Origin of the sequence: Halorubrum californiense DSM 19288, assembly GCF_000336875.1 — an archaeon.
GTDB lineage: Archaea > Halobacteriota > Halobacteria > Halobacteriales > Haloferacaceae > Halorubrum > Halorubrum californiense.
In genome coordinates, this window is record NZ_AOJK01000059.1 from 1 (window position 1) to 23,109 (window position 23,109).

General features: G+C 70.9%; 25 protein-coding genes. 15 read left to right on the forward strand and 10 right to left on the reverse strand.

Going from position 1 to position 23,109, the window contains the following annotated elements:
- Nucleotides 1-42: 42 nt before the first annotated feature.
- Together C463_RS11245 and trmY are read right to left on the reverse strand one after the other, a co-directional pair.
- Nucleotides 43-501 carry a CHY zinc finger protein gene (locus C463_RS11245; protein ID WP_008443843.1) on the reverse strand — a complete coding sequence of 153 codons (459 nt, stop codon included), beginning with the start codon at nucleotides 499-501 and terminating at the stop codon, nucleotides 43-45.
- An 11-nt stretch (nucleotides 502-512) separates the two neighbouring features.
- On the reverse strand, nucleotides 513-1,127 hold the full coding sequence (trmY, locus tag C463_RS11250) for a tRNA (pseudouridine(54)-N(1))-methyltransferase TrmY (RefSeq protein WP_008443844.1): 615 nt from the start codon (nucleotides 1,125-1,127) through the stop codon (nucleotides 513-515).
- 51 nt (nucleotides 1,128-1,178) lie between these two features.
- Here trmY and C463_RS19235 point away from each other — a divergent pair, with 51 nt between their 5' ends.
- Complete coding sequence (locus C463_RS19235; RefSeq protein WP_167539450.1) at nucleotides 1,179-1,319, forward strand: hypothetical protein; 141 nt, start codon at nucleotides 1,179-1,181, stop codon at nucleotides 1,317-1,319.
- Nucleotides 1,320-1,381: 62 nt separating this feature from the next.
- On the opposite strand, the gene pyrF is transcribed toward C463_RS19235, so the two are convergent.
- Nucleotides 1,382-2,212, reverse strand: a complete 831-nt coding sequence (gene pyrF / locus C463_RS11255; protein ID WP_008443845.1) for an orotidine-5'-phosphate decarboxylase — start codon at nucleotides 2,210-2,212, stop codon at nucleotides 1,382-1,384.
- 146 nt (nucleotides 2,213-2,358) lie between these two features.
- Here pyrF and C463_RS11260 point away from each other — a divergent pair, with 146 nt between their 5' ends.
- Nucleotides 2,359-3,603: an MFS transporter gene (locus C463_RS11260; protein ID WP_008443846.1), complete on the forward strand. Its 1,245-nt coding sequence runs from the start codon at nucleotides 2,359-2,361 to the stop codon at nucleotides 3,601-3,603.
- A gap of 28 nt (nucleotides 3,604-3,631) precedes the next feature.
- Here the strand turns inward: C463_RS11260 and C463_RS11265 are convergent, their stop codons facing one another.
- Complete coding sequence (locus tag C463_RS11265) at nucleotides 3,632-4,960, reverse strand: carboxylate--amine ligase (protein WP_008443847.1); 1,329 nt, start codon at nucleotides 4,958-4,960, stop codon at nucleotides 3,632-3,634.
- Between the two features lie 167 nt (nucleotides 4,961-5,127).
- Between C463_RS11265 and C463_RS11270 the strand changes: the two genes are divergently transcribed.
- Nucleotides 5,128-5,676, forward strand: a complete 549-nt coding sequence (locus C463_RS11270) for a DUF5813 family protein (protein WP_008443848.1) — start codon at nucleotides 5,128-5,130, stop codon at nucleotides 5,674-5,676.
- A 90-nt stretch (nucleotides 5,677-5,766) separates the two neighbouring features.
- Nucleotides 5,767-6,090 (forward strand): hypothetical protein, encoded by a 324-nt coding sequence (locus tag C463_RS11275; protein WP_008443849.1) that lies wholly within the window; start codon nucleotides 5,767-5,769, stop codon nucleotides 6,088-6,090.
- A gap of 43 nt (nucleotides 6,091-6,133) precedes the next feature.
- On the opposite strand, the gene tmk is transcribed toward C463_RS11275, so the two are convergent.
- Entirely contained in the window at nucleotides 6,134-6,727 is a 594-nt protein-coding gene (gene tmk / locus C463_RS11280; protein ID WP_008443851.1) for a dTMP kinase, read from the reverse strand.
- A 164-nt stretch (nucleotides 6,728-6,891) separates the two neighbouring features.
- On the opposite strand from tmk, the gene C463_RS11285 reads away from it, so the two are divergent.
- From C463_RS11285 to C463_RS11315, 7 genes are all read left to right on the forward strand, one after another.
- Complete coding sequence (locus C463_RS11285; RefSeq protein WP_008443853.1) at nucleotides 6,892-8,271, forward strand: hemolysin family protein; 1,380 nt, start codon at nucleotides 6,892-6,894, stop codon at nucleotides 8,269-8,271.
- A 94-nt stretch (nucleotides 8,272-8,365) separates the two neighbouring features.
- On the forward strand, nucleotides 8,366-9,229 hold the full coding sequence (locus tag C463_RS11290; RefSeq protein ID WP_008443854.1) for a universal stress protein: 864 nt from the start codon (nucleotides 8,366-8,368) through the stop codon (nucleotides 9,227-9,229).
- An 86-nt stretch (nucleotides 9,230-9,315) separates the two neighbouring features.
- The gene (locus C463_RS11295; protein WP_008443855.1) at nucleotides 9,316-10,212 is read left to right on the forward strand and encodes a complex I NDUFA9 subunit family protein; all 897 of its coding nucleotides are present in this window, start codon (nucleotides 9,316-9,318) and stop codon (nucleotides 10,210-10,212) included.
- Nucleotides 10,213-10,321: 109 nt separating this feature from the next.
- On the forward strand, nucleotides 10,322-11,500 hold the full coding sequence (locus C463_RS11300) for a tubulin/FtsZ family protein (protein ID WP_193365866.1): 1,179 nt from the start codon (nucleotides 10,322-10,324) through the stop codon (nucleotides 11,498-11,500).
- A gap of 18 nt (nucleotides 11,501-11,518) precedes the next feature.
- A complete protein-coding gene (gene cofC, locus C463_RS11305; protein ID WP_008443857.1) occupies nucleotides 11,519-12,172 on the forward strand; it encodes a 2-phospho-L-lactate guanylyltransferase in 654 nt (217 codons plus the stop codon).
- Between the two features lie 111 nt (nucleotides 12,173-12,283).
- Nucleotides 12,284-13,447, forward strand: coding sequence for a 7,8-didemethyl-8-hydroxy-5-deazariboflavin synthase subunit CofG (gene cofG, locus C463_RS11310; protein WP_008443858.1), 1,164 nt, complete (start codon nucleotides 12,284-12,286; stop codon nucleotides 13,445-13,447).
- A 127-nt stretch (nucleotides 13,448-13,574) separates the two neighbouring features.
- On the forward strand, nucleotides 13,575-14,435 hold the full coding sequence (locus C463_RS11315; protein WP_049905851.1) for a mechanosensitive ion channel family protein: 861 nt from the start codon (nucleotides 13,575-13,577) through the stop codon (nucleotides 14,433-14,435).
- 23 nt (nucleotides 14,436-14,458) lie between these two features.
- Here C463_RS11315 and C463_RS11320 read toward each other — a convergent pair whose 3' ends face one another.
- The 3 genes from C463_RS11320 to C463_RS11330 form a co-directional block, all read right to left on the reverse strand.
- Nucleotides 14,459-15,910, reverse strand: coding sequence for an MATE family efflux transporter (locus tag C463_RS11320; RefSeq protein ID WP_008443862.1), 1,452 nt, complete (start codon nucleotides 15,908-15,910; stop codon nucleotides 14,459-14,461).
- A gap of 74 nt (nucleotides 15,911-15,984) precedes the next feature.
- Nucleotides 15,985-16,497, reverse strand: coding sequence for a hypothetical protein (locus tag C463_RS11325; RefSeq protein WP_008443865.1), 513 nt, complete (start codon nucleotides 16,495-16,497; stop codon nucleotides 15,985-15,987).
- Nucleotides 16,498-16,800: a hypothetical protein gene (locus C463_RS11330; RefSeq protein WP_049905859.1), complete on the reverse strand. Its 303-nt coding sequence runs from the start codon at nucleotides 16,798-16,800 to the stop codon at nucleotides 16,498-16,500.
- 138 nt (nucleotides 16,801-16,938) lie between these two features.
- Here C463_RS11330 and thiE point away from each other — a divergent pair, with 138 nt between their 5' ends.
- Nucleotides 16,939-17,571 carry a thiamine phosphate synthase gene (gene thiE, locus C463_RS11335; protein ID WP_008443868.1) on the forward strand — a complete coding sequence of 211 codons (633 nt, stop codon included), beginning with the start codon at nucleotides 16,939-16,941 and terminating at the stop codon, nucleotides 17,569-17,571.
- Between the two features lie 22 nt (nucleotides 17,572-17,593).
- On the opposite strand, the gene C463_RS11340 is transcribed toward thiE, so the two are convergent.
- Together C463_RS11340 and C463_RS11345 are read right to left on the reverse strand one after the other, a co-directional pair.
- On the reverse strand, nucleotides 17,594-18,445 hold the full coding sequence (locus tag C463_RS11340) for an SDR family oxidoreductase (RefSeq protein WP_008443870.1): 852 nt from the start codon (nucleotides 18,443-18,445) through the stop codon (nucleotides 17,594-17,596).
- A 416-nt stretch (nucleotides 18,446-18,861) separates the two neighbouring features.
- Nucleotides 18,862-19,629, reverse strand: a complete 768-nt coding sequence (locus C463_RS11345; protein WP_008443872.1) for an SDR family oxidoreductase — start codon at nucleotides 19,627-19,629, stop codon at nucleotides 18,862-18,864.
- 112 nt (nucleotides 19,630-19,741) lie between these two features.
- Here C463_RS11345 and C463_RS11350 point away from each other — a divergent pair, with 112 nt between their 5' ends.
- The 3 genes from C463_RS11350 to cruF are packed head-to-tail and all read left to right on the forward strand — an operon-like array spanning nucleotide 19,742 to nucleotide 23,087.
- A complete protein-coding gene (locus C463_RS11350; RefSeq protein WP_008443873.1) occupies nucleotides 19,742-21,244 on the forward strand; it encodes a phytoene desaturase family protein in 1,503 nt (500 codons plus the stop codon).
- Nucleotides 21,241-22,182 carry a prenyltransferase gene (locus C463_RS11355; RefSeq protein ID WP_008443874.1) on the forward strand — a complete coding sequence of 314 codons (942 nt, stop codon included), beginning with the start codon at nucleotides 21,241-21,243 and terminating at the stop codon, nucleotides 22,180-22,182. The genes C463_RS11350 and C463_RS11355 overlap by 4 nt, the downstream gene beginning before the upstream one ends.
- Nucleotides 22,179-23,087: a bisanhydrobacterioruberin hydratase gene (gene cruF / locus C463_RS11360; protein WP_008443875.1), complete on the forward strand. Its 909-nt coding sequence runs from the start codon at nucleotides 22,179-22,181 to the stop codon at nucleotides 23,085-23,087. Before C463_RS11355 ends, cruF begins: the two co-directional genes overlap by 4 nt.
- Nucleotides 23,088-23,109: the final 22 nt, after the last annotated feature.

Sequence of the window (23,109 nt, forward strand, 5' to 3'; positions counted from 1 at the left end):
GGCGGCCGCTCGCAGGCGCGCGCCACCGCACTGCGTCGTCGATTATAATCCGTCGTCGCCGTCTCCGTCGTCCGATCCCGCCACCTCGAAGTACCGGTCGCGGTGCTTCCGACAGCCGGGGTTGAACGCGGCACCGCACGCGGGGCACGTGTCGTCGCCGGACTGCGTCCGGCTGCCAGAGGCGCCTTGCGCCTCGCTGTCACAGTCGAGGTACGCCCTCGCGGTGAGTGTCGTCCCGCAGCCGCCGCACAGCACCGCCGGCTCGTCGAAGCGCTCGCGGGGCCACGGGACCGCCTCGTGGTCGGTCGCCGCGTCGTGACAGGCGTCGCAGGGGTAGTACGTCTCACAGCAGCCGAACCGGAGCGCGACCACGTCGACGGGGTCGTCCCAGTGTGCGCAGCGCGTCTCGGGGTCGACGTCGATTCCGCGCAGGGGGACCCCGAAGCGCGGATCGGTGTCGGGCGCGGTCGTCGTCTCTCGGTCGGACGAATTAGTCGACATCGAAATTGCGGTCAGTAAGCGGTGTACCCGTCGGTGTCGAGCCAGTTGTGGACCACCGTGATCGCGTGGTCAGCGTGGAGCAGTTCGGGGCCGACGCGTAGCCGGCGTTCGGATCGGTCGGCGACGGCGGCCGCCTCCTCACTCGTGAAGTCGTGATGGTCCGAGAGAACGAACACCGGATGGTCCGGGGGCTCGGCGTCGACGAGCGGGTCGCCCTCCTCGTGGAGCTGGACCAGCGTCCCGTCCGGGCCGCGGCCGTCCGCGCCGACGAGCCGGTCGAGCGTCGCGTCGAGGCCCATCCGGCGGAGTTCGACGCCCTGCGAGACGTCCGCGGGCATGTGCCCGATGGCGTCGTCTTTGGCGTCGAGCGCGTCGCGGACCCGCGCGGCGACGTTGCGCTCGTCGGGGTGGAGGTGGCGGAGCGTGTCGGAATCGAAGGTGACGGTGAACTCGTCGGCGATCACGAGGTGGATCCGAACCGACTCGCGGATGCCGTGCGAGAGGAAGACGCCCGCGCTCACGCACCGACAGCAGAGGTCGAGCCGCCCGGCCCCCGGGATGTCCGACAGCGAGACCGCGTCGGGGTCGGTGGGCACGTCGCGGCCGATGACGACGAACTGGCGCATATCCGGGGCTCGCCCCCGATCCTCATAAGGCGTGCGACCCGATCCGCCGCCGTGAGCCTCACCGGACTCTGCCAAGTCTGCGAGGCGGCGACCGCGAGTCACTCCTGCGACCGCTGCGGCCGCGCCGTCTGCGACGACCACTGGGACGAGACGGCCCGCGCCTGCTCCGGCTGCGCCGCCGGCCGCGGATGAGGGGCGCCGCTGGTCGCAGATGAGGAACGCCGCTGCCGCTCGACGGCGGCGCGCTGCCGCCGCTACCGGTGCCGGTTCAGCCGCTTCTTGAGCCGCTTCGCCGCGTCGCCGGCGGCGCCGAAGTACGTCGCCTCGTCGCCGGGTCGGCTCGACTCCTCGCCGGCGAAGATGATCCCGCGCGATGAGTTCACGAGCCCGACGTCGACCGGGAGGTCGGGGCGCTCGGCGAGCCCGTGTTCGACCGCGGCCTCCGCGTCGCCCCCCTGCGCGCCGACGCCGGGTACGAGGAATGGGATCTCGGGAACGATCTCGCGGACCGTCTCCAGCTCGTCGGGCGTCGTCGCGCCCACGACGAGCCCGACGTTGCCGTTCGCGTTCCACACGTCCGCGAGCGCGGCGACGCGCTCGTAGAGCGGTTCGCCGGAGGCGAGTTCGAGGTCTTGGAGGTCCGCGCCGCCCGGGTTCGAGGTGCGACAGAGCGCGAACACGCCCTTGTCCGCGCGGTCGAGGAACGGCTGGAGCGAGTCGCGGCCGAGGTAGGGGTTCACTGTGATCGCGTCGACGTGGTCGAGCACCTCGGCGTAGCGCCGCGCGGTGTTGCCGATGTCGCCGCGCTTCGCGTCGAGCAGGACGGGGACGCCCTTCCCCTCCGCGTACGCCGCGGTCTCGCGGAGCGCGCGCCAGCCGTCGGGGTCCTCGTAGAAGGCGGCGTTCGGCTTGTAGCAGGCGGCGTGTTCGTGGGTCGCGTCGATGATCCGGCGGTTGAACGCCCACCGCGGGAGGTCGGCGTCGGTCACGGTCTCGGGGAGCCGGCTCGGATCGGGGTCGAGTCCGACCGAGACGACGCTGTCGACGGCGTCGATCCGGTCCGCGAGCGTCTCGAAGAAGTCCATACGCGCACTGTGTCGAGGGGCGCACTAATCGTTGTGTTCCGCGTCGGTCGGGCCCCCTACCGGCCAGACGATCCGGTGTATGTGCCGATCGGGGGATCCCGTAATAACAGGATACTCCCCTCGGCTCCCCGTCGGTCGCCACACGCATGGCCGGTAGCACTGGCGGCGGCTTTCGGGCGTCGCTCTCCGGACCGATCCTGAAGTACTACGCCTACAAGGCGACGAAGGCGGTCGAGTTCTACCGGCCGATCATGTACCTCTTCTTCCTGGCGCAGGGGCTCTCGTTCACACAGATCGCCGTTCTGGAGGCACTGTATAACCTGACGACGCTGTTCGGCGAGATCCCGACCGGCTACGTCGGCGACCGGGTCGGGCGACGCAACAGCCTCCTCGTCGGGACCGCGCTCATCTCCGTGACGCTCCTCGGAATCGGGCTGTCGAGTTCGTTCCTCCCGCTGGCCGGCCTCTACGTCTGCTGGTCGCTGGGGTACAACTTCCGCTCCGGAAGCGAGGACGCGTGGCTCTACGACACCCTCACCGACGACCTCTCCGAGGACGAATTCGCCAGCGTTCGGGGACGCGGGGAGTCGGCGGCGTTGGCCGTCGGGGCCGTCGCGGCGGTCTCGGGCGGTTATCTCGGAAGCGTCGACCTCTCGTACCCGTGGTTCGTCGCGGCGGGCGTGACGAGCCTCGGCGTCCCGGTGCTGCTCACGCTCGACGAGCCGGAGACGTACGAGGAGACCGCCTCGGAGGACCTGAGCCTCCGACGGACGGTCCGCATCGTGCGGGACGTCCTCTCGCGTCGTCGGCTGCGGTCGCTGCTGCTGTACTACTACGTCCTGTACGCCGCGGTCACGTACCTCGTGTTCGTCTTCCTCCAGCCGATCTTCGAGACCGTCGTTCTCGACCTCGGGGTCCCGAAGCCCCAGGTCGAATCCCTGCTGGGGTGGTTCTACGCGGCGTACAGCCTCGTCGGCGCGGTGCTCACCTACTACACGGGAGCGATCCGGGAGCGGATCGGGCTGCGGACGTGGTTCCTCGTCCTCCCGTTCGCCGTCGGCGGCGCGCTGGTCGGCATGTACTTCGTCCCGGTGCTCGCCGTTCCGACGTTCCTCCTGATTCGGGGCGTGTCGGACGTCACGCGGTCGTTCGCCGGCCAGTACGTCAACGACCGGGTCGAGTCGCTCGGCCGCGCGACCGTCCTGAGCGCGATGGCGATGGTCAGCGGCCTCGCGGTCGTGCCGTTCCAGCTCGGGAGCGGCGTCGTGTCCGACGCCGTTTCTCCCCTGTTCGCGCTGGGCGTCGCCGGGGTCGTCCTCGTCGTCGGGGCCGCCGCTATCCTCGTCTGGGAAGCCCCCGTCGGGGACGACTCGGTCGGCGATCAGGTCTGACCAGCTCTCCCGTTCGGAACGCCGTCGCCTAACAGGAGCAGTAGTACTCGCGGTCGACGAACTCCGTCTCGAACAGCTTCGCCGCCGGTCCCGGGTCCGCGGGGCGGTAGACGCCCGTCGTCAGGTCCCCCTCGCGCTCGAACGCGCCGGAGACGAGCCGCCGCCAGTCGGCGGCCGACAGCTGGTCCCAGAAGGCGTCGTCGCCCGCGAGCAGCGAGAGGTAGTCGCGGAGGTACACCCACCGGGTCGGCTCGACGCCGTCGGACTCGTAGCTCGCGTCGGTGACCGCGGCGTAGGCGGCCATCGGGAGGTTCGCGCCCGCGGCGACCGGCATCGAGATCCACTTCCACGGCCGGGTGTTGACGTCGAGCAGCAGGAACTCCTCTCGGGCCTCGTCGTAGACGAACTCCGACTCGCTGATCCCGTGGTAGCCCGCGTCGTCGAGGACGGCGAGCGCGCGCTCCTCGATCGCCGGCTCGTCCGCGGTCTCCACGAGACAGGACGTACCGAAGTTGCGCGGGTACCGCACCGCGGCGTTGCCGACGACCGCGAGCGCGTCGTCGCGCCCGGACGGGGGGACGTAGGAGGCCAGCGAGTGGTCCTTCCCCGTCGCGATGTCGACGCGCTTCTGCGCCATCACCGCGATCCCCTCCTCGCTCGCGGCCGCGACGACGTCGGCGAACTCCTCGCGGTCGGCCACCTCGATCACGTTGGTGCCGAACGCCTCCTCGAAGTCGCGCTTGAGTTCGGGCTTGACCACCAGCGGGAAGCCGAGTTCCGCTGCGACCTCGTCGACCGACGCGTCCGCCTCGCGCGTCCCCGCCGCCGCGGTCTCCGCCAGCCGGTACGTCTCCGGGTAGGGTACGCCGAGCCGCTCGCAGGTCGCGTACAGCGCCGACTTGTTCAACACGTCGTCGAGCGTGTCGCTCCCGGCGAAGGGGAGCCGGACGCCGTCGGGGTCGGCCTCGGCGTACGAGAGCGCCCACTCGTCCATACAGCCGAACGCGACGGCCTCCGTGCCCGCGGCGTCGACGACCGCCTCCACGTCCTCGCGGAACCCGTCGAGGTCGTCGAGCGGGTACGTCACCGCCCCCGCGAAGTCGACCGCGTCCGACGGGGGCGCGAGCCCGTCGTGGGGGACGGCGTTCCCCGCCCCCGCGTCTCCCCCGCCTGCGCCGCCCGCCCCCGCGCCGCCAGCGCGGTCGAGCGCGATGACGGGCACGTCGTGGGCGTCGAGCGCGCGGGCGACGCCGAGGCCGGTGATGTGCGCGTTGCTGACGAGCGCCGGCGGCCGGTCGAACTCGGCGTCCGCGAGCGCGTCGATCAGTCCCTCCGTGGACCGAAACGTGTCTGCCATACCCGGTGTCGACGGTCGACGCACAAAAGCGTCCCACGTACCGGCCCCGAATGCCCGTATCGGTGACGGCTCTCTCGCGGAGATCGGTGACGACCGTCTCGCGGAGAAGAGAGCGGTCCCGGGGGCGACGCGAGCGGCTTTTCAGGCCGCGTCGCCTCCGGGTCGATATGAGCGAAACCGAAGACGACGCCGAGCGCGCCGACGGGGACGAGCCCGACCCGACCGACGAACTCCCCGACCGGGTCCGGCGGGCGTTCGCGGACCACGGCTCCTTCGAGCGCGACGGCGACGGCTGGGTCTCGACGACGACCGCGTTCGACGGGCGCGTCCGCGCCGAGTCGGCCGTCGAAGGACGAGTCCGGTTCGCCGTCACCGTCCGCGTGCCGACCCTCTCGGCGGTCACCGCCGACGAGGTCGCCGACGTGGTCGAGGACGGCTGGGCCGACACGTTCGAGCGCCGCGCGGTCGACGTCGGCGGCGTCACGCGAAAGGACCGGGAGTTCGACCCCGCGATCGAGCGCGGGGGCGACGAGATAGCGGTCACGTACGCGTTCGAGGATATCAACGAGCGGCGCGGCGTCGACGACGCGGGCGCGCTGATCGACTTCGTCGAGGGGACGTACGTCCAGGGCGTGATCCCCGGCTACGAGTACACGCCCCCGGTCTCCGACCTGCTCTCCGCGGCGCGACAGCAGGGCGGCGGCGGCCCGGTCTGAGAGGCGGCCCGGGCTGAGCGACGGGCCGGTCTGAAGGGCGGTCCGGTCCGAGGCCGATAGGGGCAAGTGTCGGCGGCCCGTACGGCGACCATGCTCGCGCTGTTCGGGTTCGGCAGCCTCCTCGCACTCGTCGCGTTCCACACGTTTCTCGCCGGGGTGGCGACCCGGTTCTTCCGGATTCAGCTCTCGACCTCGTGGGGGTCGGTCGTGTACACGGTCGTGTTGACCCCCCTGCTGCTGCTCGTCTCGACGCTCGTGTTCACCGGCGCGCTCGGCGTCGGGACCGGGATCGACGTCGGGAGTTCGACCATTCTGCTGGCGCTTTTGATCGCGCTCCCGCTGGCGCTCGGCGTCGCGATAGACTACCTCTACGTCCCGTCGCCCGACGAGTACGAACTGCCCGACACGCGCTGACGCGGTCCGGGCTCGGGCCCGAGTTCCGGGCGGACCGCGGCGGTCAGCGGTCGACGAGCCCGGCCACGATATCTTCGACCCGCGCCACCACGTCCTCCGGAGCGCGCGTCGCGTCGACGCGGTGGAACCGAGCGGGGTCCGCGTCGATCAGGCGCTCGTAGTTGTCGCCCACGGCCGCGAGGTAGCCGTCGCGCTCGAACTTGTCCGTTCGCCCGGCGCGCTCGGCCGCGGTCTCGGGGTCCAGATCGAGGTAGATCGTCGCGTCCGGCGGGCGCGAGAACGCGGCGTGGATCCCCCGGACGTACTCCAGCGGGCGCCGGATCCCGGCGTCGGCCCGCGCGAGCGTCGCCCCCTGATAGGCGAACCGCGAGTCCGAGTAGCGGTCGGAGATCACCAGCCCGTCGTCGGCGAGCGCCGGCCGGACCGTCTCCGAGAGGTGGTTCGCGTGGTCGGCGGTGTACAGGAACAGCTCCGCGAGCGGGTCGGCGTCCGGGTCGCCCATCGAGCGTCCCACCGCCTCCCCGTACCAGCTGTCGGTGGGTTCGCTGGTGAACGTCGCGTCGGGGTACACGTCGTGGAGCGCCTCCCAGACCGTCGTCTTGCCGCTGCCGTCGAGCCCCTCCAGCGTGATCAGCATGGTGGCGTTCCGCCGCCGCGAGGAATAAACGGCGCGGGTCCGGCCCGGGCGTCAGGGACTCCCTCGGTCCGAGCGCGGCTCCGCCCGCCCTTTTTAGTGACCCCTTCCCAAACGACGGCCATGGTCGTCGATTCGTCAGCCGCTCACGCGCGCCGAGGGGACGGATGGTAGCCGTCGCCGTCTCGCTCTCGCGGGTGGCGGCCGCCCTCGTGTTGGTCGCCCTGAACGGCTTCTTCGTCGCCTCGGAGTTCGCGTTCGTCAGGATCCGGGCCACCTCGGTCGAGCAGCTCGTCGAGGAGGGGAAAGCGGGCGCGGACACGCTCCAAGAGGTGATGACCAACCTCGACGACTACCTCGCGGCGACCCAGCTCGGAATCACGCTCGCGTCGCTCGGGCTCGGATGGATCGGCGAGCCCGCCGTCGCGGCGCTCATCGAACCCGTCCTCGGCCCGCTCCTGCCGGAGGGGCTGGTCCACCTCGTCGCGTTCGCGATCGGGTTCTCGTTCATCACCTTCCTCCACGTCGTCTTCGGCGAGCTGGCGCCGAAGACCATCGCCATCGCGCAGGCGGAGCGCATATCGCTGTTGCTCGCGCCGCCGATGAAGCTCTCGTACCTGCTCTTCAGGCCCGGCATCGCGGTGTTCAACGGCACCGCGAACGCCTTCACGAGCCTGATCGGCGTCCCGCCCGCCTCCGAGAGCGACGAGACGCTCGAAGAGCGGGAGATCCGGCGCGTGCTGGCGCGGGCCGGCGAGGCCGGCCACGTCGACGAGTCCGAGGTCGCGATGATCGAGGGGGTCTTCGAACTCGATGACACCGCGGCCCGAGAGCTGATGGTTCCCCGTCCGGACGTCGTCTCGCTGCCCGCGGACGCGTCGCTGGCGGCGATCCGCGAGACGGTCCTCGACGCCGGCCACACGCGGTATCCGGTCGTCGAGAACGACGACGCCGACCGCGTCGTCGGGTTCGTGGACGTGAAGGACGTGCTGCGCGCGACCGAGGCGGGCGACGACGGCACCACCGCGAGCGACCTGGCACGGGAGATACTCGTCGTCCCGGAGACGACGAGCGCCAGCGACCTCCTCGTCCAGTTCCGCGACGAGCGCCGGCAGATGGCGGCGGTGATCGACGAGTGGGGCGCCTTCGAGGGGATCGCGACCGTCGAGGACGTCGCCGAGGCGCTCGTCGGCGACCTCCGCGACGAGTTCGACGTCGTCGACCGCCGCCACACCATCCGGCGGACCGGCGACCGGACGCACGAGGCCGACGGGTCGGTCGCGCTCGACGGCGTCAACGACGCGCTCGGTACCGACCTCAGCGGCGACGGCTACGAGACGCTCGGCGGGTTCGTCCTCGACCGTATCGGGCGCTCTCCCGAGGTGGGCGACGTCGCGGAGACCGAGGCGTACGCCTTCGAGGTCACCGCGGTCGACAGAGCGCGCATCTCGACGGTACGCGTCACGCGGCGCGACGACTCGGACGAGTCGGGCGCCGACGGAGACGGCGCGGACGCCGGTGCGGGTTCGACCGACGACGCGGCGTGAGCCGCGCCGCCCGGGTTCTCCCATCAGCGGAACCGGACCGCCCCACGCCGCGACCGACGCGAGCGTTTTTCACCCGCGGCCGCGACCCGCCTGTATGTTCGACCGAATCTGCGTCCCCACCGACGGCAGCGACGCGGCAGCGGCGGCCTTCGAACACGTGCTGGCGATCGCCGCCGACCACGGCGCGACGGTCCACCTCCTCCACGTCGCGGACACGACCCGCGACAGCGTGACCCGGATCGGCGGCGACGTGGTCGACGTGCTGGAGCGCGAGGGCGAGTCCATCGTCGAGGCGGCGGCCGCCCGCGCCGCCGAGGCGGGCGTCGACGCGGAGACGGCGGTCCGACAGGGCGGCGTCCCGGAGACGGTCGCCGCCTACGCCGAAGAGGTCGACGCCGACCTCGTCGCGATGTCGACCAAGGGGCGGCAGGGCGTCGAGCATCTCGTCGGCAGCACGACGGAGCGCGTCGTCCGGGAGTCGCCGGTGCCGGTGCTGGCGCTCCGGCCGGGAGACGAGACCGTCCCGTACCCGTACGAGGACATCCTCGTTCCGACCGACGGGAGCCCGGCCGCGACCGCCGCGCTCGACCGCGCGCTTCCGATCGCGGAGCGGGCGGGCGCGACGGTCCACGTTCTCTCGGTCGTCGACACCGGCGGGATCGGTATCGGCGACCACGTCGAGGTGGACGTACTCTCGGAGTACGCCGACGACGCGGTCGCCGAGGGCGTCGAGCGCGTCGAGGCCGCCGGGCTGGAGGCGGTCGGCGCCGTCGAGGCCGCCCCCTCGGCCGCGCGCGGGATCCGGGCGTACGTCGACGACCCCGGCGCCGACCTCGTGGCGATGGGGACGCACGGCCGGACCGGCGTGGGGCGGTACCTGCTGGGGAGCGTCGCCGAGCGCACCCTCCGGACGGCCCCCGTGCCGGTGCTGACGGTTCCGGTTCCCGAGGAGGAGTGATCCCGAGCGACCGGGGGACGCCGACCGACGGGACGTGCGTCTGACGCCGCGGTAGGTTTACGGGGCTTCCACGCGACATAGTTCGCATGAAAGTGTTGGTAGCCGGGGGGACCGGCTTCATCGGATCGTACCTCTGTCGCGCGCTCGCCGACGACGGCCACGCGGTGACCGCGCTCTCCCGCTCGCCCGAGGAGGCGCCGGAGGGCGTGACGGGCGTCAGCGGCGACGTGACCGACTACGACTCCATCGCGTCGGCCGTCGACGGCCACGACGCGGTCGTGAACTTAGTCGCGCTCTCGCCGCTGTTCGAACCGGACGGCGGTAACCGCATGCACGACCGAATCCACCGCGGCGGGACCGAGAACCTCGTCCGCGCGGCCGAGGACGGCGGCGTCGACGGGTTCGTCCAGTTGAGCGCGCTCGGCGCGGACCCGAACGGCGACACCGCCTACATCCGGTCCAAGGGCGAGGCGGAGGGGATCGTCCGCGAGAGCGAGCTCGACTGGACGATCTTCCGCCCCTCGGTCGTCTTCGGCGACGGCGGGGAGTTCGTCTCGTTCACCAAGCGGCTGAAGGGGATGTTCGCGCCGGGCGTCCCGCTATACCCCCTCCCGGGCGGCGGGAAGACGCGGTTCCAGCCCATCCACGTCGAGGACCTCGTCCCGATGATCGCCGCCGCCGTGACCGACGACGAACACGCTGGCGAGACCTACGAGGTCGGCGGGCCGGAGGTGCTCACGCTCCGGCAGGTGACGGACCTCGTGTACGAGGCGGAGAAGAAGGGCGTCACCATCGTCCCGCTGCCGATGCCGCTCGCGAAGATCGGCCTCTCGGTCCTCGGGGCGGTCCCCGGGTTCCCGATGGGCGCGGACCAGTACCGCTCGCTGAAGTTCGACAACACGACCGCCGACAACGACGTCGGCGCGTTCGGGGCCGACCCGGCCGAGCTGACGACGCTCGGCGAACACCTCGGGATCCGATGACCGGGAACGCGGACGTGTCAACTGTGCTAATCTCAACGCTGGTAACGGCAACCGAAGGCTTATATATGAGATCGCGTTCTGTTCAGTTCAAACGCGGAGGGAGCACACGATGAAACTCGCAATGATCGGATTCGGACAGGCGGGGGGCAAAGTCGTTGACAAGTTCTTGGAGTATGATAAGCGGACGGGCTCCGAGATCGTTCGGGCCGCAGCAGCCGTCAACACGGCGAAGGCGGACCTCATGGGGCTCGAACACATCACCGAGGACCAGCGCGTCCTCATCGGCCAGTCGCGCGTGAAGGGCCACGGCGTCGGCGCGGACAACGAACTGGGCGCGGAGATCGCCGAGGAGGACATCGACGAGGTCCAGGGCGCGATCGACTCGATCCCGGTCCACGAGGTCGACGCGTTCCTCGTCGTCGCCGGGCTCGGCGGCGGCACGGGCTCCGGCGGCGCGCCGGTGCTCGCGAAACACCTCAAGCGGATCTACACCGAGCCGGTGTACGGGCTCGGCATCCTGCCGGGCAGCGACGAAGGAGGGATCTACACCCTCAACGCGGCCCGGTCGTTCCAGACGTTCGTCCGCGAGGTGGACAACCTGATGGTGTTCGACAACGACGCCTGGCGGAAGACGGGCGAGTCCGTGCAGGGCGGCTACGAGGAGATCAACGAGGAGATCGTCCGGCGGTTCGGCATCCTCTTCGGGGCCGGCGAGATCCAGCAGGGCCAAGAGGTCGCCGAGAGCGTCGTCGACTCCTCGGAGATCATCAACACGCTCTCGGGCGGCGGCGTCTCCACGGTCGGCTACGCCGAGGAGGAGGTCGAGGAGCGCTCCTCCGGCGGACTGCTCTCGCGGCTGCGCGACGACGGCGACGACGAGGAGCTCGACAGCGCCCACACCACGAACCGGATCACGAGCCTCGTCCGCAAGGCGGCGCTCGGCCGGCTCACGCTCCCCTGTGAGATCGAGGGCGCGGAGCGCGCGCTGCTCGTGCTCGCGGGCCCGCCGGAGTACCTCAACCGGAAGGGTATCGAGCGCGGCCGGAAGTGGCTCGAAGAGCAGACCGGATCGATGGAGGTCCGCGGCGGGGACTACCCGTACCGCGGCGCCGGCTTCGTCGCGACCGTCATCCTGCTCGCGGGCGTCACGAACGTCCCGCGGATCAAGGAGCTCCAGCAGGTCGCCATCGAGGCGCAGGACAACCTCGACGAGATCCGCGAGGAGAGCGACGAGAACCTCGACGAACTCGTCAGCGACGACAGCGACGAGCTGGAATCCCTGTTTTAGGGCCCGCCGTCGCTCGCGATGGAAGTCATCGTCCCCTTTTCGACCGACCGCCCGAAATCTCGACTCTCGGGCGTCCTTTCGCCCGACGAGCGCCGCGGATTCTCGCGCGCGATGCTCGACGACGTGCTCGACGCCGTCGTCGCCGCGGGCGGCGACCCCCGGGTCCTCGCCACCGACGCGGTCGACGTCGACCGGCCGGTCACCGTCGACGACCGCCCGCTGACGGAGGCCGTGAACGCGGCGCTCGACGCGCGGTTGGGAGCGGGCGGTGAGGCGGGGAACGGCGACACCCCCGAACCGGTCGCCGTCGTGATGGCGGACCTCGCGCTCGCCACTCCGGCCGCAGTGGAGCGCCTGTTCGCGGCCGGCCAGAACGCCGACGTCGCGATGGCGCCGGGTCGCGGCGGCGGGACGAACGCGTTCGTCGCCTCGCACCCGGAGTTCCGCGTGGACTACCACGGCGCGTCCTACCTCGACCACCGCGAGATAGCGAGCGAAATCGGCGCGGCGTTCGCCGCGGTCGACTCGCAGCGGCTCGGCACCGACGTCGACGAGCCCGCCGACCTCGCGGAGGTCCTGATCCACGGCGAGGGGCGGGCGGCGGCGTGGCTCCGGGAGGCCGGCTTCGCGCTCGACGCGTCCGAGGGTCGCGTGGCGGTCGTCCGAGAGTGAGCGCGCCGAAACCGACCGCTCGGCTATTCGATCGCCGACGTAACCAAATACGGGTTCATCGGGGGATCCGCAACCGCGATTCTTTTTAAACGTCGACCGCGAGTGACGGCCGTGTTCGCCGGGGCCGACGAGTACGACGTTGACGTCGCGGTCGACGAGCTGGCGGTCGAGCGACTGCTCTCGGTCCGCCCGAGCGACGTCGACGCCGCCGACCGGCTCACCTTCGCGCGAAACGTCTTCATCCCGCTCACCACCGCGTGCCGGTACACCTGTACGTACTGTACCTACTATGATGTCCCCGGCGAGGCGTCGCTTCTCTCGCCCGAGGAGGTGCGCGAGCAGTGCCGCGTCGGCGCCGACGCCGGCTGTACGGAGGCGCTGTTCACCTTCGGCGACGAGCCGGACGACCGGTACACCGAGGTCCACGAGACGCTCGCAGAGTGGGGGTTCGACTCGATCCACGAGTACCTCTATCGGGCCTGCGAAATCGCCTTGGAGGAGGGGCTGCTCCCGCACTCGAACCCGGGCGACCTGACCGAATCGCAGTTCGCCGGCCTCCGGGAGGTGAACGCGTCGATGGGCGTCATGCTGGAGACGACTGCCGACGTCGACGCGCACAGCGGCGGGCGACGGAAGACGCCCGGTCAGCGGCTCAACACGATCCGGGCGGCGGGCCGGCAGGGTGTCCCGTTCACGACCGGCATCCTGGTCGGTATCGGTGAGGACTGGCGCGACCGCGCCGAGAGCCTGCTCGCGATCCGCGAACTCCACGAGCGACACGGTCACGTCCAGGAGGTGATCGTACAGAACGTCGTCCCGAACGAGCGCTCCGACTTCCCGAAGCCGGACCTCGCGACGATGCGCCGGGTCGTCGCGATGGCCCGCGCGGCGCTTCCGCCGGAGGTGTCCGTTCAGGTGCCCCCGAACCTCTCGCCGGCGGCGGACCTCGTCGACTGCGGGATCGACGACCTCGGCGGCGTCTCGCCGGTGACGGACGACTACATCAACCCGGCGTACGAGTGGCCGGACCTCCGTGGGCTCGAAGCGGTCGCGGACGCCGGCGGCGTGCCGCTCCGCGAACGCCTCCCGACGTACGCCCGGTTCCTTCCCGAGGAGTTCCGACCCGCCGGCATCGACCCGGCGCCCGAACCCGACGGGCGCGACGCGTGGATCCCGCCCGCCGTCCGCGAGCGGATCGCGGCGGACGACGTCCACGGCCGACGGCTGCGCGCGGTCGCTCGCGGCGACGGACCGCTCGCGGTGCGGAGCGACTGACTCGGTTTCCCGCCGGGGACCAGTGCCCCGTGCGAGCGACCGGTTCCTCACGCGGCCGTCCGTCCACCGAACGTAAACAACCGCGCCGCCAGTAGCTTCTTTATATAGTCTCGTGAAGGGGCGGGTGGTGTATCCCTTACAGCTCGACGCGGTCACGAACGCGGTCGACGTCGCGGCGATAGCGACGTCGGTGGTCGGGTTCGTCGCCGGGTTCCTGGCCGTATTGCTGCTCGGCAAGTACGTCGTCATCCCGGGGCTTCGGCGGATCGGCAGGTCGCGCGGGTTCGACGAGGCGGTGGTGAGCCTCGGGACGAACGTGCTCAACGCCGTGGTCTGGGTGGCCGCGATCGCCATCGGCTTCGCCGTGGCCGGCTACGGCGGCTTCCTCTCGGCGTTCGCGGTGTTCGGCGGCGCCATCGCGCTCGCGGTCGGCTTCGCGGCGCAGGACCTCCTCGGCAACTTCGTCGCCGGCGTGTTCATCCTGAAGGACAAGCCGTTCGAGGTCGGCGACTGGATCCAGTGGGACGGTGAGTCCGGCCGCGTCGAGGAGATAGACCTCCGCGTGTCGCGCGTCCGGACCTTCGACAACGAGCTCGTCACCGTCCCGAACGGTGACCTCGCCAACAGCGCGGTGACGAACCCGGTCGCGTACGACACGCTCCGCCAGAAGTTCGTCTTCGGCATCGGCTACGACGACGACATCGCGGAGGCGACCGACATCATCGTCGAGAAGGCCGAGGCCCACGAGGAGGTTCTCGACGACCCGGGCGTCTCGGTCCGCCTCGTCGAGCTCGGTGACTCCGCGGTCGGGCTCCAGTCGCGCTGGTGGATCGCCGACCCCGACCGCGGCGACTTCGTCCGCGTGCGCTCCGAGTACGTCACCGCGGTGAAGGAGGCGTTCGACGACGCCGGCATCGACATGCCGTACGTCCACCGGCAGCTCACCGGGAGCGTCGAAGTGATCGAAGACGTCGCCGCCGACGAGTAGGCCGCACCCGCGTCCGCACGCCCCTATCCGACCTCTTCCTCCGCGTCCCCCGCGTCGGGCCGGTACTGCCGGCTGACGGCCTGCCACCGGTTCGACCGGAACCGGAACCCGTTCAGTCCGGCGGGCACGAGCTTCTCCGCCACCAGCGCCGCGTACAGCCCGCCCACCCCGAGCGGCGTGACGAGGCCGAGGAGCGCGACGGGGAGCGCGAAGACGTACAGCCCGACCATCGACGCGAGGAAGGGCCAGCGCGTGTCGCCAGCGCCGCGCAGCGACCCCGTGATCGACCCGTCGACGCCGAGCGGCACCGCCGAGACCGCTGCGGCGACGACGAACGCTGCGGTCGCGCTCACCGCGGCCGGGTCGTCGACGAAGGCGCCGGCGATCGGCGTGGCGGCGGCGATCACCGCGGCCGACGCGAGGACGTAGACGACCGCCGACAGCGCGATCACGTCGCGGCCGTACGCGGTCGCGAGCGACTCCTCGCCCGCGCCGAGCCGCTGGCCGACGAGCGTGCTTGCGGCGATGGAGAACCCCCAGCTGAAGCTCCCGAGCAGCGCCCGCACCCGGCGGCCGACCTCCAGGGCGGCGACCGTCGCGTCGCCGAACGACGACGCGATCCACAGGAGCGGGAAGACGACGACTCCCTCGGCGACCCGCCGCGCGATGAGCGGCGCGGAGACACGGAGCAGTTGCCGGCTCAGCCCGGGGTCGAACCACGGGCCGGAGCGCCCGACCGGGACCGGCGAGGCGCCGCGGCCGAAGTACGACCGCCCGGACATCCCCCACGCGAGGAGGAGCCCGACGGCGGCGATGGAGACGGCGGTGCCGAGCCCGGCGCCGAACACGCCGAGGCCCGCGCCGAGGACGAGCCAGACGGTGAGGACGACGTTCAACAGCGCGCCGCCGGCGCGCGCGACCATCGGGGTGCGGGTGTCGCCGACGCCGGCGTACGTCCGGCTGGCGATCATGTTGAAGAACTCGAAGGCGAGCGCGGGCGCCGTGACCGCGAGGTAGGTGGTCCCGGCGGACAGCGCGGCCCCGTCGCCGCCCACGAGGGCGATCAGCCGCTCCGCGCCGAGGACGTACCCCGCGACGATGGGGGCGACGAGCAGCGCGGACACGATCAGCGACTGCTTGACGACGAGCCCCGCCCGGCCACGCTCGTCGCCGCCGTAGTTCTGCGAGACGAGCGAGACGGTGCCGCCCGCGAGCCCGATGGAGACGAACTTCGCGAGCTGCCAGAACGCGAAGGCGTACCCCATCCCGGCGACCGCCGAGACGCCGACCGCGTAGCCGATCACCGCGAGGTCGACGGTGTTCTTCGACATGATCGCGAACCCAGTCACGATCCGGGGCCACGCGAGCCCCATCGTCTCGTCGAGCCGCGACCGGTCGATGACGCCGGCCCGGTCGAGCGCGCCCGCGACCGCCTCGCCGACGCGAGCGACGCCCTCCCGGAGCCGTGATAGCATTGGACTTCGATACGGGTTGAGTCGGCTTGTGTCTGTCCGTCCGCGTCACGGAAGAGGCGTCCGTCGACTCGGGGTCAGTCTCGTTCGAGCAGCGATCGCGCCCGCCGGACGTAGCTGTTCGCGTCCCAACTGCGAGCGTCGCTGACCGCGTCGAGTACCGCCGTCGCGTCGGCGGTCGAGAGCGCGCCGGGCCGGACGAACGCCGAGAGGAGCGTCGGCGTCGTGACGAGCCGGGTGTCGGCGAGCGACGCGTGAATCAGGCCGAGCTGATTGAACTCGTCACAGAGTAACAGCGCGGCGTCGAGGGCGTTCGCGAGGGCGACGGCGGCGTTCTCACCGTCGTCGAGCGGGAACGCCTCGTCGAGGTCGACCGACCGGGTCGAGATTGCTCCGGTTCGGTCGAGGACAGCGGTCGCGGCGCGACCGTGTACGTCGTCGTACGAAGCGGTCTCGCGGAGCTCTTCGACGACCACCGTCGGAACGACGACCTCGTACCGATCCACGCAGATCGAGAGGGGGTCGGGGTCGTCGCGGGCGGCGATCCCGAGGCTCACGAGGCCGGGGGTGTCGGCGACGAGCCGAGACATCTACGCGTCGGCGACCTCGTCGACGAACCCCTCGTCCAACTGCCGTTTCAGCACCCGGAGGTTCGCGGCCTCCTCGGCGCCGACGAGCGCTTTGAGCTGCTCGACGGAAATCTCGTCGTCGTAGTAGGCGGCGGCGATCTCCTGGGTGAGCGCGTCGTCGTGGGCCGCCTCTTGGAGGTACTCCCGCAGCGCCGTCACGAGGATGTCCGTCCGGTCTTCTCCGAGCACGTCCGCGAGCGCGTCGGTCCGGTCGATGAGCCGGTGCGGCGCCCGGAACTGGACACGCTTCTTGTCGCTGCTCATCATGTGTACGATGTGAGCCAACGCAATTATCGCTTGGCGTGTGTACAACGTGAGCCTCCGGGTCGGTTCGGGGAGCCGCCTCGGTGGACCGCTTCCGGAGCGCAATCGTTTTCACCGAACCACCGACGCATACCACGTATGAATACCAGTGAGTGGCGGACGTATCTCGTCACCGCGTCGAGCCGCTCCGCCGGGCGGACGACCCCCGAGGTCGTCGCGGCCGCGCTCGACGGGGGCGTCGACGTTGTCCAGCTTCGCGACAAGGGCGTGAGCGACCGCGAGCGCTACGAAACCGGGCTGCGGCTGCGCGAGCTGACCGCCGAGGCGGGGGTCCCCCTGATCGTGAACGACCGGATCGACCTCGCCGCCGCGGTCGACGCGGACGGCGTCCACCTCGGACAGACGGATCTCCCGGTCGCGGTCGCCCGCGAGCGACTGGGGGAAGACGCCGTCGTCGGCGTCTCCGCGTCGACGGTCGAGCAAGCCGAGGCGGCCGAGACCGCGGGCGCGGACTACCTCGGCGTCGGGGCCGTCTACGGCACCGACTCGAAGGCCGTGTCCGGCGACCGGGACGGGATCGGGACGGAGCGGATCGCCGCGGTCGCCGACGCTGTCGAGGTTCCGGTGATCGGAATCGGCGGCATCGACGCGGGAAACGCCGCGCCCGTGGTCGGGGCGGGCGCGACCGGCGTGGCGGCGCTGTCGGCGATCACGGCCGCCGACGACCCGGAAGCGGCGACCGCGGCGCTGCGAGCGGCGGTCGCGGAGTGAGGGGTGACGAGAAGGCGAGCCCTCAGACCTCGCGCTCGAACTCGGGCGCGAACAGCCGCGCCGACATCGGCGCCGGGTCGCCCTCGGTGACGTTGTACGCGGAGAAGTCGGTGACGCCCGCCTCGCGGAGCAGGTCCTCGTCGTAGAAGCTGTTGCCCGTACACTCCGCGGGGTCGCGTGCGAGAATTTCGAGCACCGCGTCGGAGACGACCTCGGGGGTCCGCCAGTCGTCCTCGGTCCCGAGCCCGAAGTAGCGCGTCGCGCGGGTGTCGATGGTCGTCACCGGCCAGAAGGTGTTACAGCCGACGTCGTCGCTCGCCAACTCCTCGGCGAGCGAGAGCGTGACGAACGACATCCCGAGCTTCGACCACGCGTACGGCGCCTTCCCCGGCGAGCGGTCGGTCACGATCGGCGGCGAGTTCGACAGCAGCCACGCCTCGTCTTGGTCCGCGAGGTGGTCGGCGAACGCGTGCGCGACGAGGTGGGTCCCGCGGACGTTCACGTCCGTCAGGAGGTCGAACCGGTCGGCCGGGAGGTCGGCGATATTGGCCAGTTGGATCGCGCTCGCGTTGTTGATGACGATGTCCACCTCGCCGAACTGTTCGATCGACTCCTCGACGACTTCTTCGACGCGGTCCTCGTCGCGGAGGTCGAGTTCGAGCGCGAGCGCCTCGGGCCCGCGCTCGCGCACCTCGCGGGCCGTCTGCTCGATCGACCCCGCAAGCTCGGAGTCGTCGCCGTCCGTCGTCTTCCCCGTCGAGACGACGTTACAGCCGCGGTCGGCGAGCGCGAGCGCTATCTGCTTACCGATGCCGCGAGTCGTCCCGGTGATGAACGCCGTCGAGCCCGAGAGGTCGAGATCCGCGAGTGCCATATCTCTCGTTCGACCGACCGAGGGATAATTCTCGGTGGTCGAGCGTGGAATCGATGATGCGATAGCACCGATCGTTCACAAGTGACGACTGCGGTGGCGCGTGCCGACGAGCGGCCGGAGGCCGCGAGTCGCACGCGCGAGGGAGTCGGCCGACCACAGGGAGGCCGACGAGGTTGGGGAGGCGTGAGGCTGTGGTGCGGTTGCGGTGGGTGGGACTCAAAGGGGCAGCCGCGAGGACGAAGCACGGCGACGCAAGCACTGGAGGGAGCGAACGGAGTGAGCGACCGAAGCGCGCAGCGAGCCGCGCGAGTCCTCGCGGCTGGGGCTTTGGAGTTGGTCCCCGCGGACGCAACGACATATAGCCGAGCAGTTGGGGATTTGGAGGTGTTCGCCGCCGATCCGAACTCAATCCAGTCTTATCGCGTCGCGGACTTCCACTCGCGCAACCCGATCCGGCCGCCGTTCAGGTCCTCGACGGGCGCCTCGGTGGCGGCCCAGACGAACAGCGGCGCGACGCTCTCGGGGTCGCGGGCGCGCTCCTTGCCGGTGAGGTCGGTGGCGACGAGACCGGGGTCGACGACGCCGACGGTCGCGTCGAGGTCGGCGGCGAAGCCGCGCGCGACCCCCTCAGCGGCCGCCTTCGAAACCGCGTACGCGCCCATCCCGGGCTTCGACTCGGCCGCGACCGCGCCCGACGGGACGACGACGCGCGCGTCGTCGGCCAGGTGGGGAACGGCCTCGGTGATCGTGGCGAACACGCCGCGCGCGTTCGTCCGCATCGTGTCGTCGAAGTCGGCGTACGTCACCTCGGTCGTCGGCTGCTCGCCGGGCGCGCCGTGGAACACGCCGGCGTTCGCGAACACGACGTCGACCGGCCCGGCCTCGCGGGCGACGCGCTCGAAGAAGCGTTCGAGGTCGAACTCGTCGCGCACGTCGACGCGGTCGCCCCACGCGGTGCCGCGCTCGGCGTCGTCGTCGGCCTCGGCGTCCTCGTCGCCGCCGGCCTCGGCATCGTCGTCCGTCTCGCTCTCGTCGCCCGCGCCGTTCAGCGCCGCGACGGTCCGATCGACCGCGTCGCCGTCCCGTCCGGAGACGGCGACGAACGCCCCCTCGTCGACGAACGCCTCGGCGACGGCTCGCCCGATCCCGCTCGTTGCCCCGGTGATCGCGACCGTCAGATCCATGTGGAAACGAGTACGCGCGTCGGCGACTTAGTGGTACCCACTCGGCGCGACCCCGCGCTTCGCCCGGCCGCATCTGACCGGATTTATACCGCCGCCGCCCCTACGATCGCGTATGGACGTGGTCCCGGACATCGGCGGTGTCGCCGGCGAGTCCGTCGTCGTGATCGGCGGCGGATTCGGCGGCCTCTCGACGGCCTGTTACCTCGCGGACGCCGGCGCGGACGTCACCCTGTTGGAGAAGAACGAGCAGCTCGGCGGCCGCGCCAGCCGGCTCGAAGTCGACGGCTTCAAATTCGATATGGGGCCGTCGTGGTACCTGATGCCGGACGTGTTCGAGCGGTTCTTCGGTCACTTCGGCCGGTCGCCCGACGAGTTCTACGAGCTGGAGCGGCTCGACCCGCACTACCGCGTGTTCTGGAAGGACGGGGACAAGGTCGACGTGCTGCCGGACCGCGAGAAGAACAAGGAGATATTCGAGTCGTACGAGCCGGGCGCGGGCGAGGCGTTCGACGCGTACCTCGAGGAATCCCAGCGCACCTACGAGATCGGGATGGAACACTTCGTGTACGAGGACCGCCCGCGGCTGCGCGACTACGTGGACAAAGACGTCCTCCGCTACTCGTGGGGCCTCTCGCTGCTGGGCAAGATGCAGGGGCACGTCGAGGACTACTTCGACCACCCGAAGCTCCAGCAGCTGATGCAGTACACGCTCGTGTTCCTCGGCGGCTCGCCGACGAATACGCCGGCGCTGTACAACCTGATGAGCCACGTCGACTACAACATGGGCGTCTACTACCCGGACGGTGGGATCGGCGCGGTCGTCGACGGCATCGTCGACCTCGCCGAGAAGCTCGGCGTGGAGTTCGTCACCGACGCCGAGGTGACGGGGATAGAGGGCCGGTACGGCGCGTTCGCGGTCGACACGGAGAACGGCGAGCGCTACCTCGCCGACCGCGTCGTCTCTGACGCCGACTACGCGCACACCGAACAGGCGCTCCTGCCCGAGCGCAAGCGGCAGTACACCGAGGAGTACTGGGAGTCGCGGACGTACGCCCCCTCCGCGTTCCTGCTGTACCTCGGCGTCGAGGGCGACGTGCCGAACCTCGAACACCACACGCTCGTCCTCCCGACCGACTGGGACGAGCACTTCGAGCAGATCTTCGACGACCCCGAGTGGCCCGACGACCCGGCCTACTACCTCTGTGTCCCCTCGGAGACCGACGACTCGGTCGCGCCCGAGGGGCACAGCAACCTCTTCGCGCTCGTCCCGATCGCGCCCGGGCTGGCCGACACCCCCGAGATCCGGAACCGCTACCGCGACCTCGTGATCGACGACATCGCAGAGAACACCGGCACCGACCTTCGCGGCCGGGTCGTCGTCGAGGAGACGTTCTCGGTCGACGACTTCTCCGACCGGTACAACAGCTACGCGGGCAGCGCGCTGGGGCTGGCGCACACGCTCACGCAGACGTCGCTGCTGCGCCCGTCGCACGTCTCTGACGCGGTCGACGGGCTCTACTTCACGGGGTCGACGACGACGCCCGGCATCGGCGTCCCGATGTGTCTCATCAGCGGACAGGTGACCGCGGAAGCGATGGCCGACGACGACGTGTGATCTCCGCCGTGAGCGACCAGAACCGATCCGCCGAGGACGGGCAGCCTCGATCCGCCGGCGACGAACAGCCCCGATCCGCCGGGAGCGGGAGCGAAGGGCTCCGCTACCTGCTGGTGCTGTCGCGGCCGCGCTTCTGGCTCTACCTCGCCGGCCCGGTCGCGGTCGGCGTCACCTACGGAATCGACGCCGTGAGCGGCCTGTTCACGCCTACGACGGTCGCGCTCGCGGCGTACTTCCTCGTGCCCGCCAACGTGTTCCTCTACGGCGTCAACGACGTGTTCGACGCCGACATCGACGAGCTGAACCCGAAGAAGGATGGCCGCGAGGCGCGGTGGCAGGGGAGCCGACTCGTGGTCGCTGCGGTCGTCGCGTCGGGGTTCCTCGGACTCGCGACGCTCGCGATCACTCCCCGGGTGGCGTGGCCGTACCTGCTCGGCTTCCTCGTCCTCGCGGTCGGGTACAGCGCGCCGCCGGCCCGGTTCAAGACGACGCCGTTCCTCGACTCGCTGTCAAACGGGCTGTACGCGCTCCCCGGCGCGGCGGCGTACGCGACGTTGGCGGGCACGCACCCGCCGCTCGCGGCGCTCGCCGGCGCGTGGCTCTGGACGATGGGGATGCACACGTTCTCCGCCATTCCGGACATCGAACCGGATCGCGCGGCGGGGATCGACACGACCGCGACGCTGCTCGGCGAGGCGCGCACGTACGGCTACTGCTTCGTGGCGTGGACCGCCGCGGCCGCGGCGTTCTGGCTGGTGGACGCCCGCCTCGGGGCGCTGCTCGGGGTGTACCCGCTGTTCGTCGCGTGGGTCGCCCGCTCGTCGATCTCGGTCGACCGCGCCTACTGGTGGTTCCCGGCGCTGAACACCGTCGTCGGCACGCTGCTGTCGATGGGCGGCCTCTGGCGGGTGTACCCGCTCTGGGAGGCGCTGCCGTGAGCGACGGCGACCGAGCGGGGTCGACGGGGACGACCGCGGCCGCGACGACCGGCTCCCGACTCGACGCGCTCCGCGAGCGCACGCCCGACACGCGCCGCGAGGCCGAGGCGCTGCTCGACCGCCTCGTCCGCGAGAACCGCTTCACCATCGCGGTCGTCTTCCCGCTCGTCGGGGCGATCGCGCTCGTCGGCAGCGCCGAAGGGTGGGTACCGGAGCCGTTCGCGTTCCACCCGTGGTTCGTGCTGTTCGGCGTGATCGTGATGCGCTCGCCGCTCGTCGTCGGCGTGCTGCCGACGATCGACCGCCGCGCGCTCGGCTGGATCGGCGCCCTGACGGCGTACACGTACCTCATCGAGGGCGTCGGCGTCGCGACCGGGTGGCCGTACGGCGAGTTCGCGTACACGGTCGACCTCGGGCCGATGCTCGCGGGCGTGCCGGTGGCGCTCCCCGTCTTCTTCATCCCGCTCGTGATGAACGCCTACCTGCTCTGTCTGCTCCTGCTCGGCCCGCGCGCCGACAGCGTCTGGGTCCGGCTGGCGACGGTGATCCCGGTCGTCGTCGCCATGGACGTGGTGTTGGACCCCGGCGCGGTGTCGCTCGGCTTCTGGAACTTCGGCGGCGGCGCGTTCTACGGCGTGCCGCTCTCGAACTACGCCGGGTGGGTGCTGTCCGCGGTGGTCGCCGTCGTCACCCTCGACCGCGCCTTCGCGGCGGTCGGGATCCGCGAGCGCCTCCGCGACTGCGAGTTCATGCTCGACGACATGGTGAGCTTCGTGATCCTCTGGGGCGGGATCAACGTCTGGTTCGGGAACCTGCTGCCCGCGGCGGTCGCGGCCGCGTTCGGCGTCGGCCTCGTCCGCGCCGACCGGTTCGACACGCGGCTGTTCACGGAGTGGCGGCGATAGCGAAGGACGAATCGACTCGGCT

What these genes read in the sequence shown, in the direction of transcription:
- C463_RS11245 (WP_008443843.1), bottom strand. Translation starts at nt 501, where the DNA reads ATGTCGACTAATTCGTCCGACCGAGAGACGACGACCGCGCCCGACACC.
- trmY (WP_008443844.1), bottom strand. Translation starts at nt 1,127, where the DNA reads ATGCGCCAGTTCGTCGTCATCGGCCGCGACGTGCCCACCGACCCCGAC.
- pyrF (WP_008443845.1), bottom strand. Translation starts at nt 2,212, where the DNA reads ATGGACTTCTTCGAGACGCTCGCGGACCGGATCGACGCCGTCGACAGC.
- C463_RS11260 (WP_008443846.1), top strand. Translation starts at nt 2,359, where the DNA reads ATGGCCGGTAGCACTGGCGGCGGCTTTCGGGCGTCGCTCTCCGGACCG.
- C463_RS11265 (WP_008443847.1), bottom strand. Translation starts at nt 4,960, where the DNA reads ATGGCAGACACGTTTCGGTCCACGGAGGGACTGATCGACGCGCTCGCG.
- C463_RS11270 (WP_008443848.1), top strand. Translation starts at nt 5,128, where the DNA reads ATGAGCGAAACCGAAGACGACGCCGAGCGCGCCGACGGGGACGAGCCC.
- C463_RS11275 (WP_008443849.1), top strand. Translation starts at nt 5,767, where the DNA reads ATGCTCGCGCTGTTCGGGTTCGGCAGCCTCCTCGCACTCGTCGCGTTC.
- tmk (WP_008443851.1), bottom strand. Translation starts at nt 6,727, where the DNA reads ATGCTGATCACGCTGGAGGGGCTCGACGGCAGCGGCAAGACGACGGTC.
- C463_RS11285 (WP_008443853.1), top strand. Translation starts at nt 6,892, where the DNA reads ATGGTAGCCGTCGCCGTCTCGCTCTCGCGGGTGGCGGCCGCCCTCGTG.
- C463_RS11290 (WP_008443854.1), top strand. Translation starts at nt 8,366, where the DNA reads ATGTTCGACCGAATCTGCGTCCCCACCGACGGCAGCGACGCGGCAGCG.
- C463_RS11295 (WP_008443855.1), top strand. Translation starts at nt 9,316, where the DNA reads ATGAAAGTGTTGGTAGCCGGGGGGACCGGCTTCATCGGATCGTACCTC.
- C463_RS11300 (WP_193365866.1), top strand. Translation starts at nt 10,322, where the DNA reads ATGAAACTCGCAATGATCGGATTCGGACAGGCGGGGGGCAAAGTCGTT.
- cofC (WP_008443857.1), top strand. Translation starts at nt 11,519, where the DNA reads ATGGAAGTCATCGTCCCCTTTTCGACCGACCGCCCGAAATCTCGACTC.
- C463_RS11320 (WP_008443862.1), bottom strand. Translation starts at nt 15,910, where the DNA reads ATGCTATCACGGCTCCGGGAGGGCGTCGCTCGCGTCGGCGAGGCGGTC.
- C463_RS11325 (WP_008443865.1), bottom strand. Translation starts at nt 16,497, where the DNA reads ATGTCTCGGCTCGTCGCCGACACCCCCGGCCTCGTGAGCCTCGGGATC.
- C463_RS11330 (WP_049905859.1), bottom strand. Translation starts at nt 16,800, where the DNA reads ATGAGCAGCGACAAGAAGCGTGTCCAGTTCCGGGCGCCGCACCGGCTC.
- thiE (WP_008443868.1), top strand. Translation starts at nt 16,939, where the DNA reads ATGAATACCAGTGAGTGGCGGACGTATCTCGTCACCGCGTCGAGCCGC.
- C463_RS11340 (WP_008443870.1), bottom strand. Translation starts at nt 18,445, where the DNA reads ATGGCACTCGCGGATCTCGACCTCTCGGGCTCGACGGCGTTCATCACC.
- C463_RS11345 (WP_008443872.1), bottom strand. Translation starts at nt 19,629, where the DNA reads ATGGATCTGACGGTCGCGATCACCGGGGCAACGAGCGGGATCGGGCGA.
- C463_RS11350 (WP_008443873.1), top strand. Translation starts at nt 19,742, where the DNA reads ATGGACGTGGTCCCGGACATCGGCGGTGTCGCCGGCGAGTCCGTCGTC.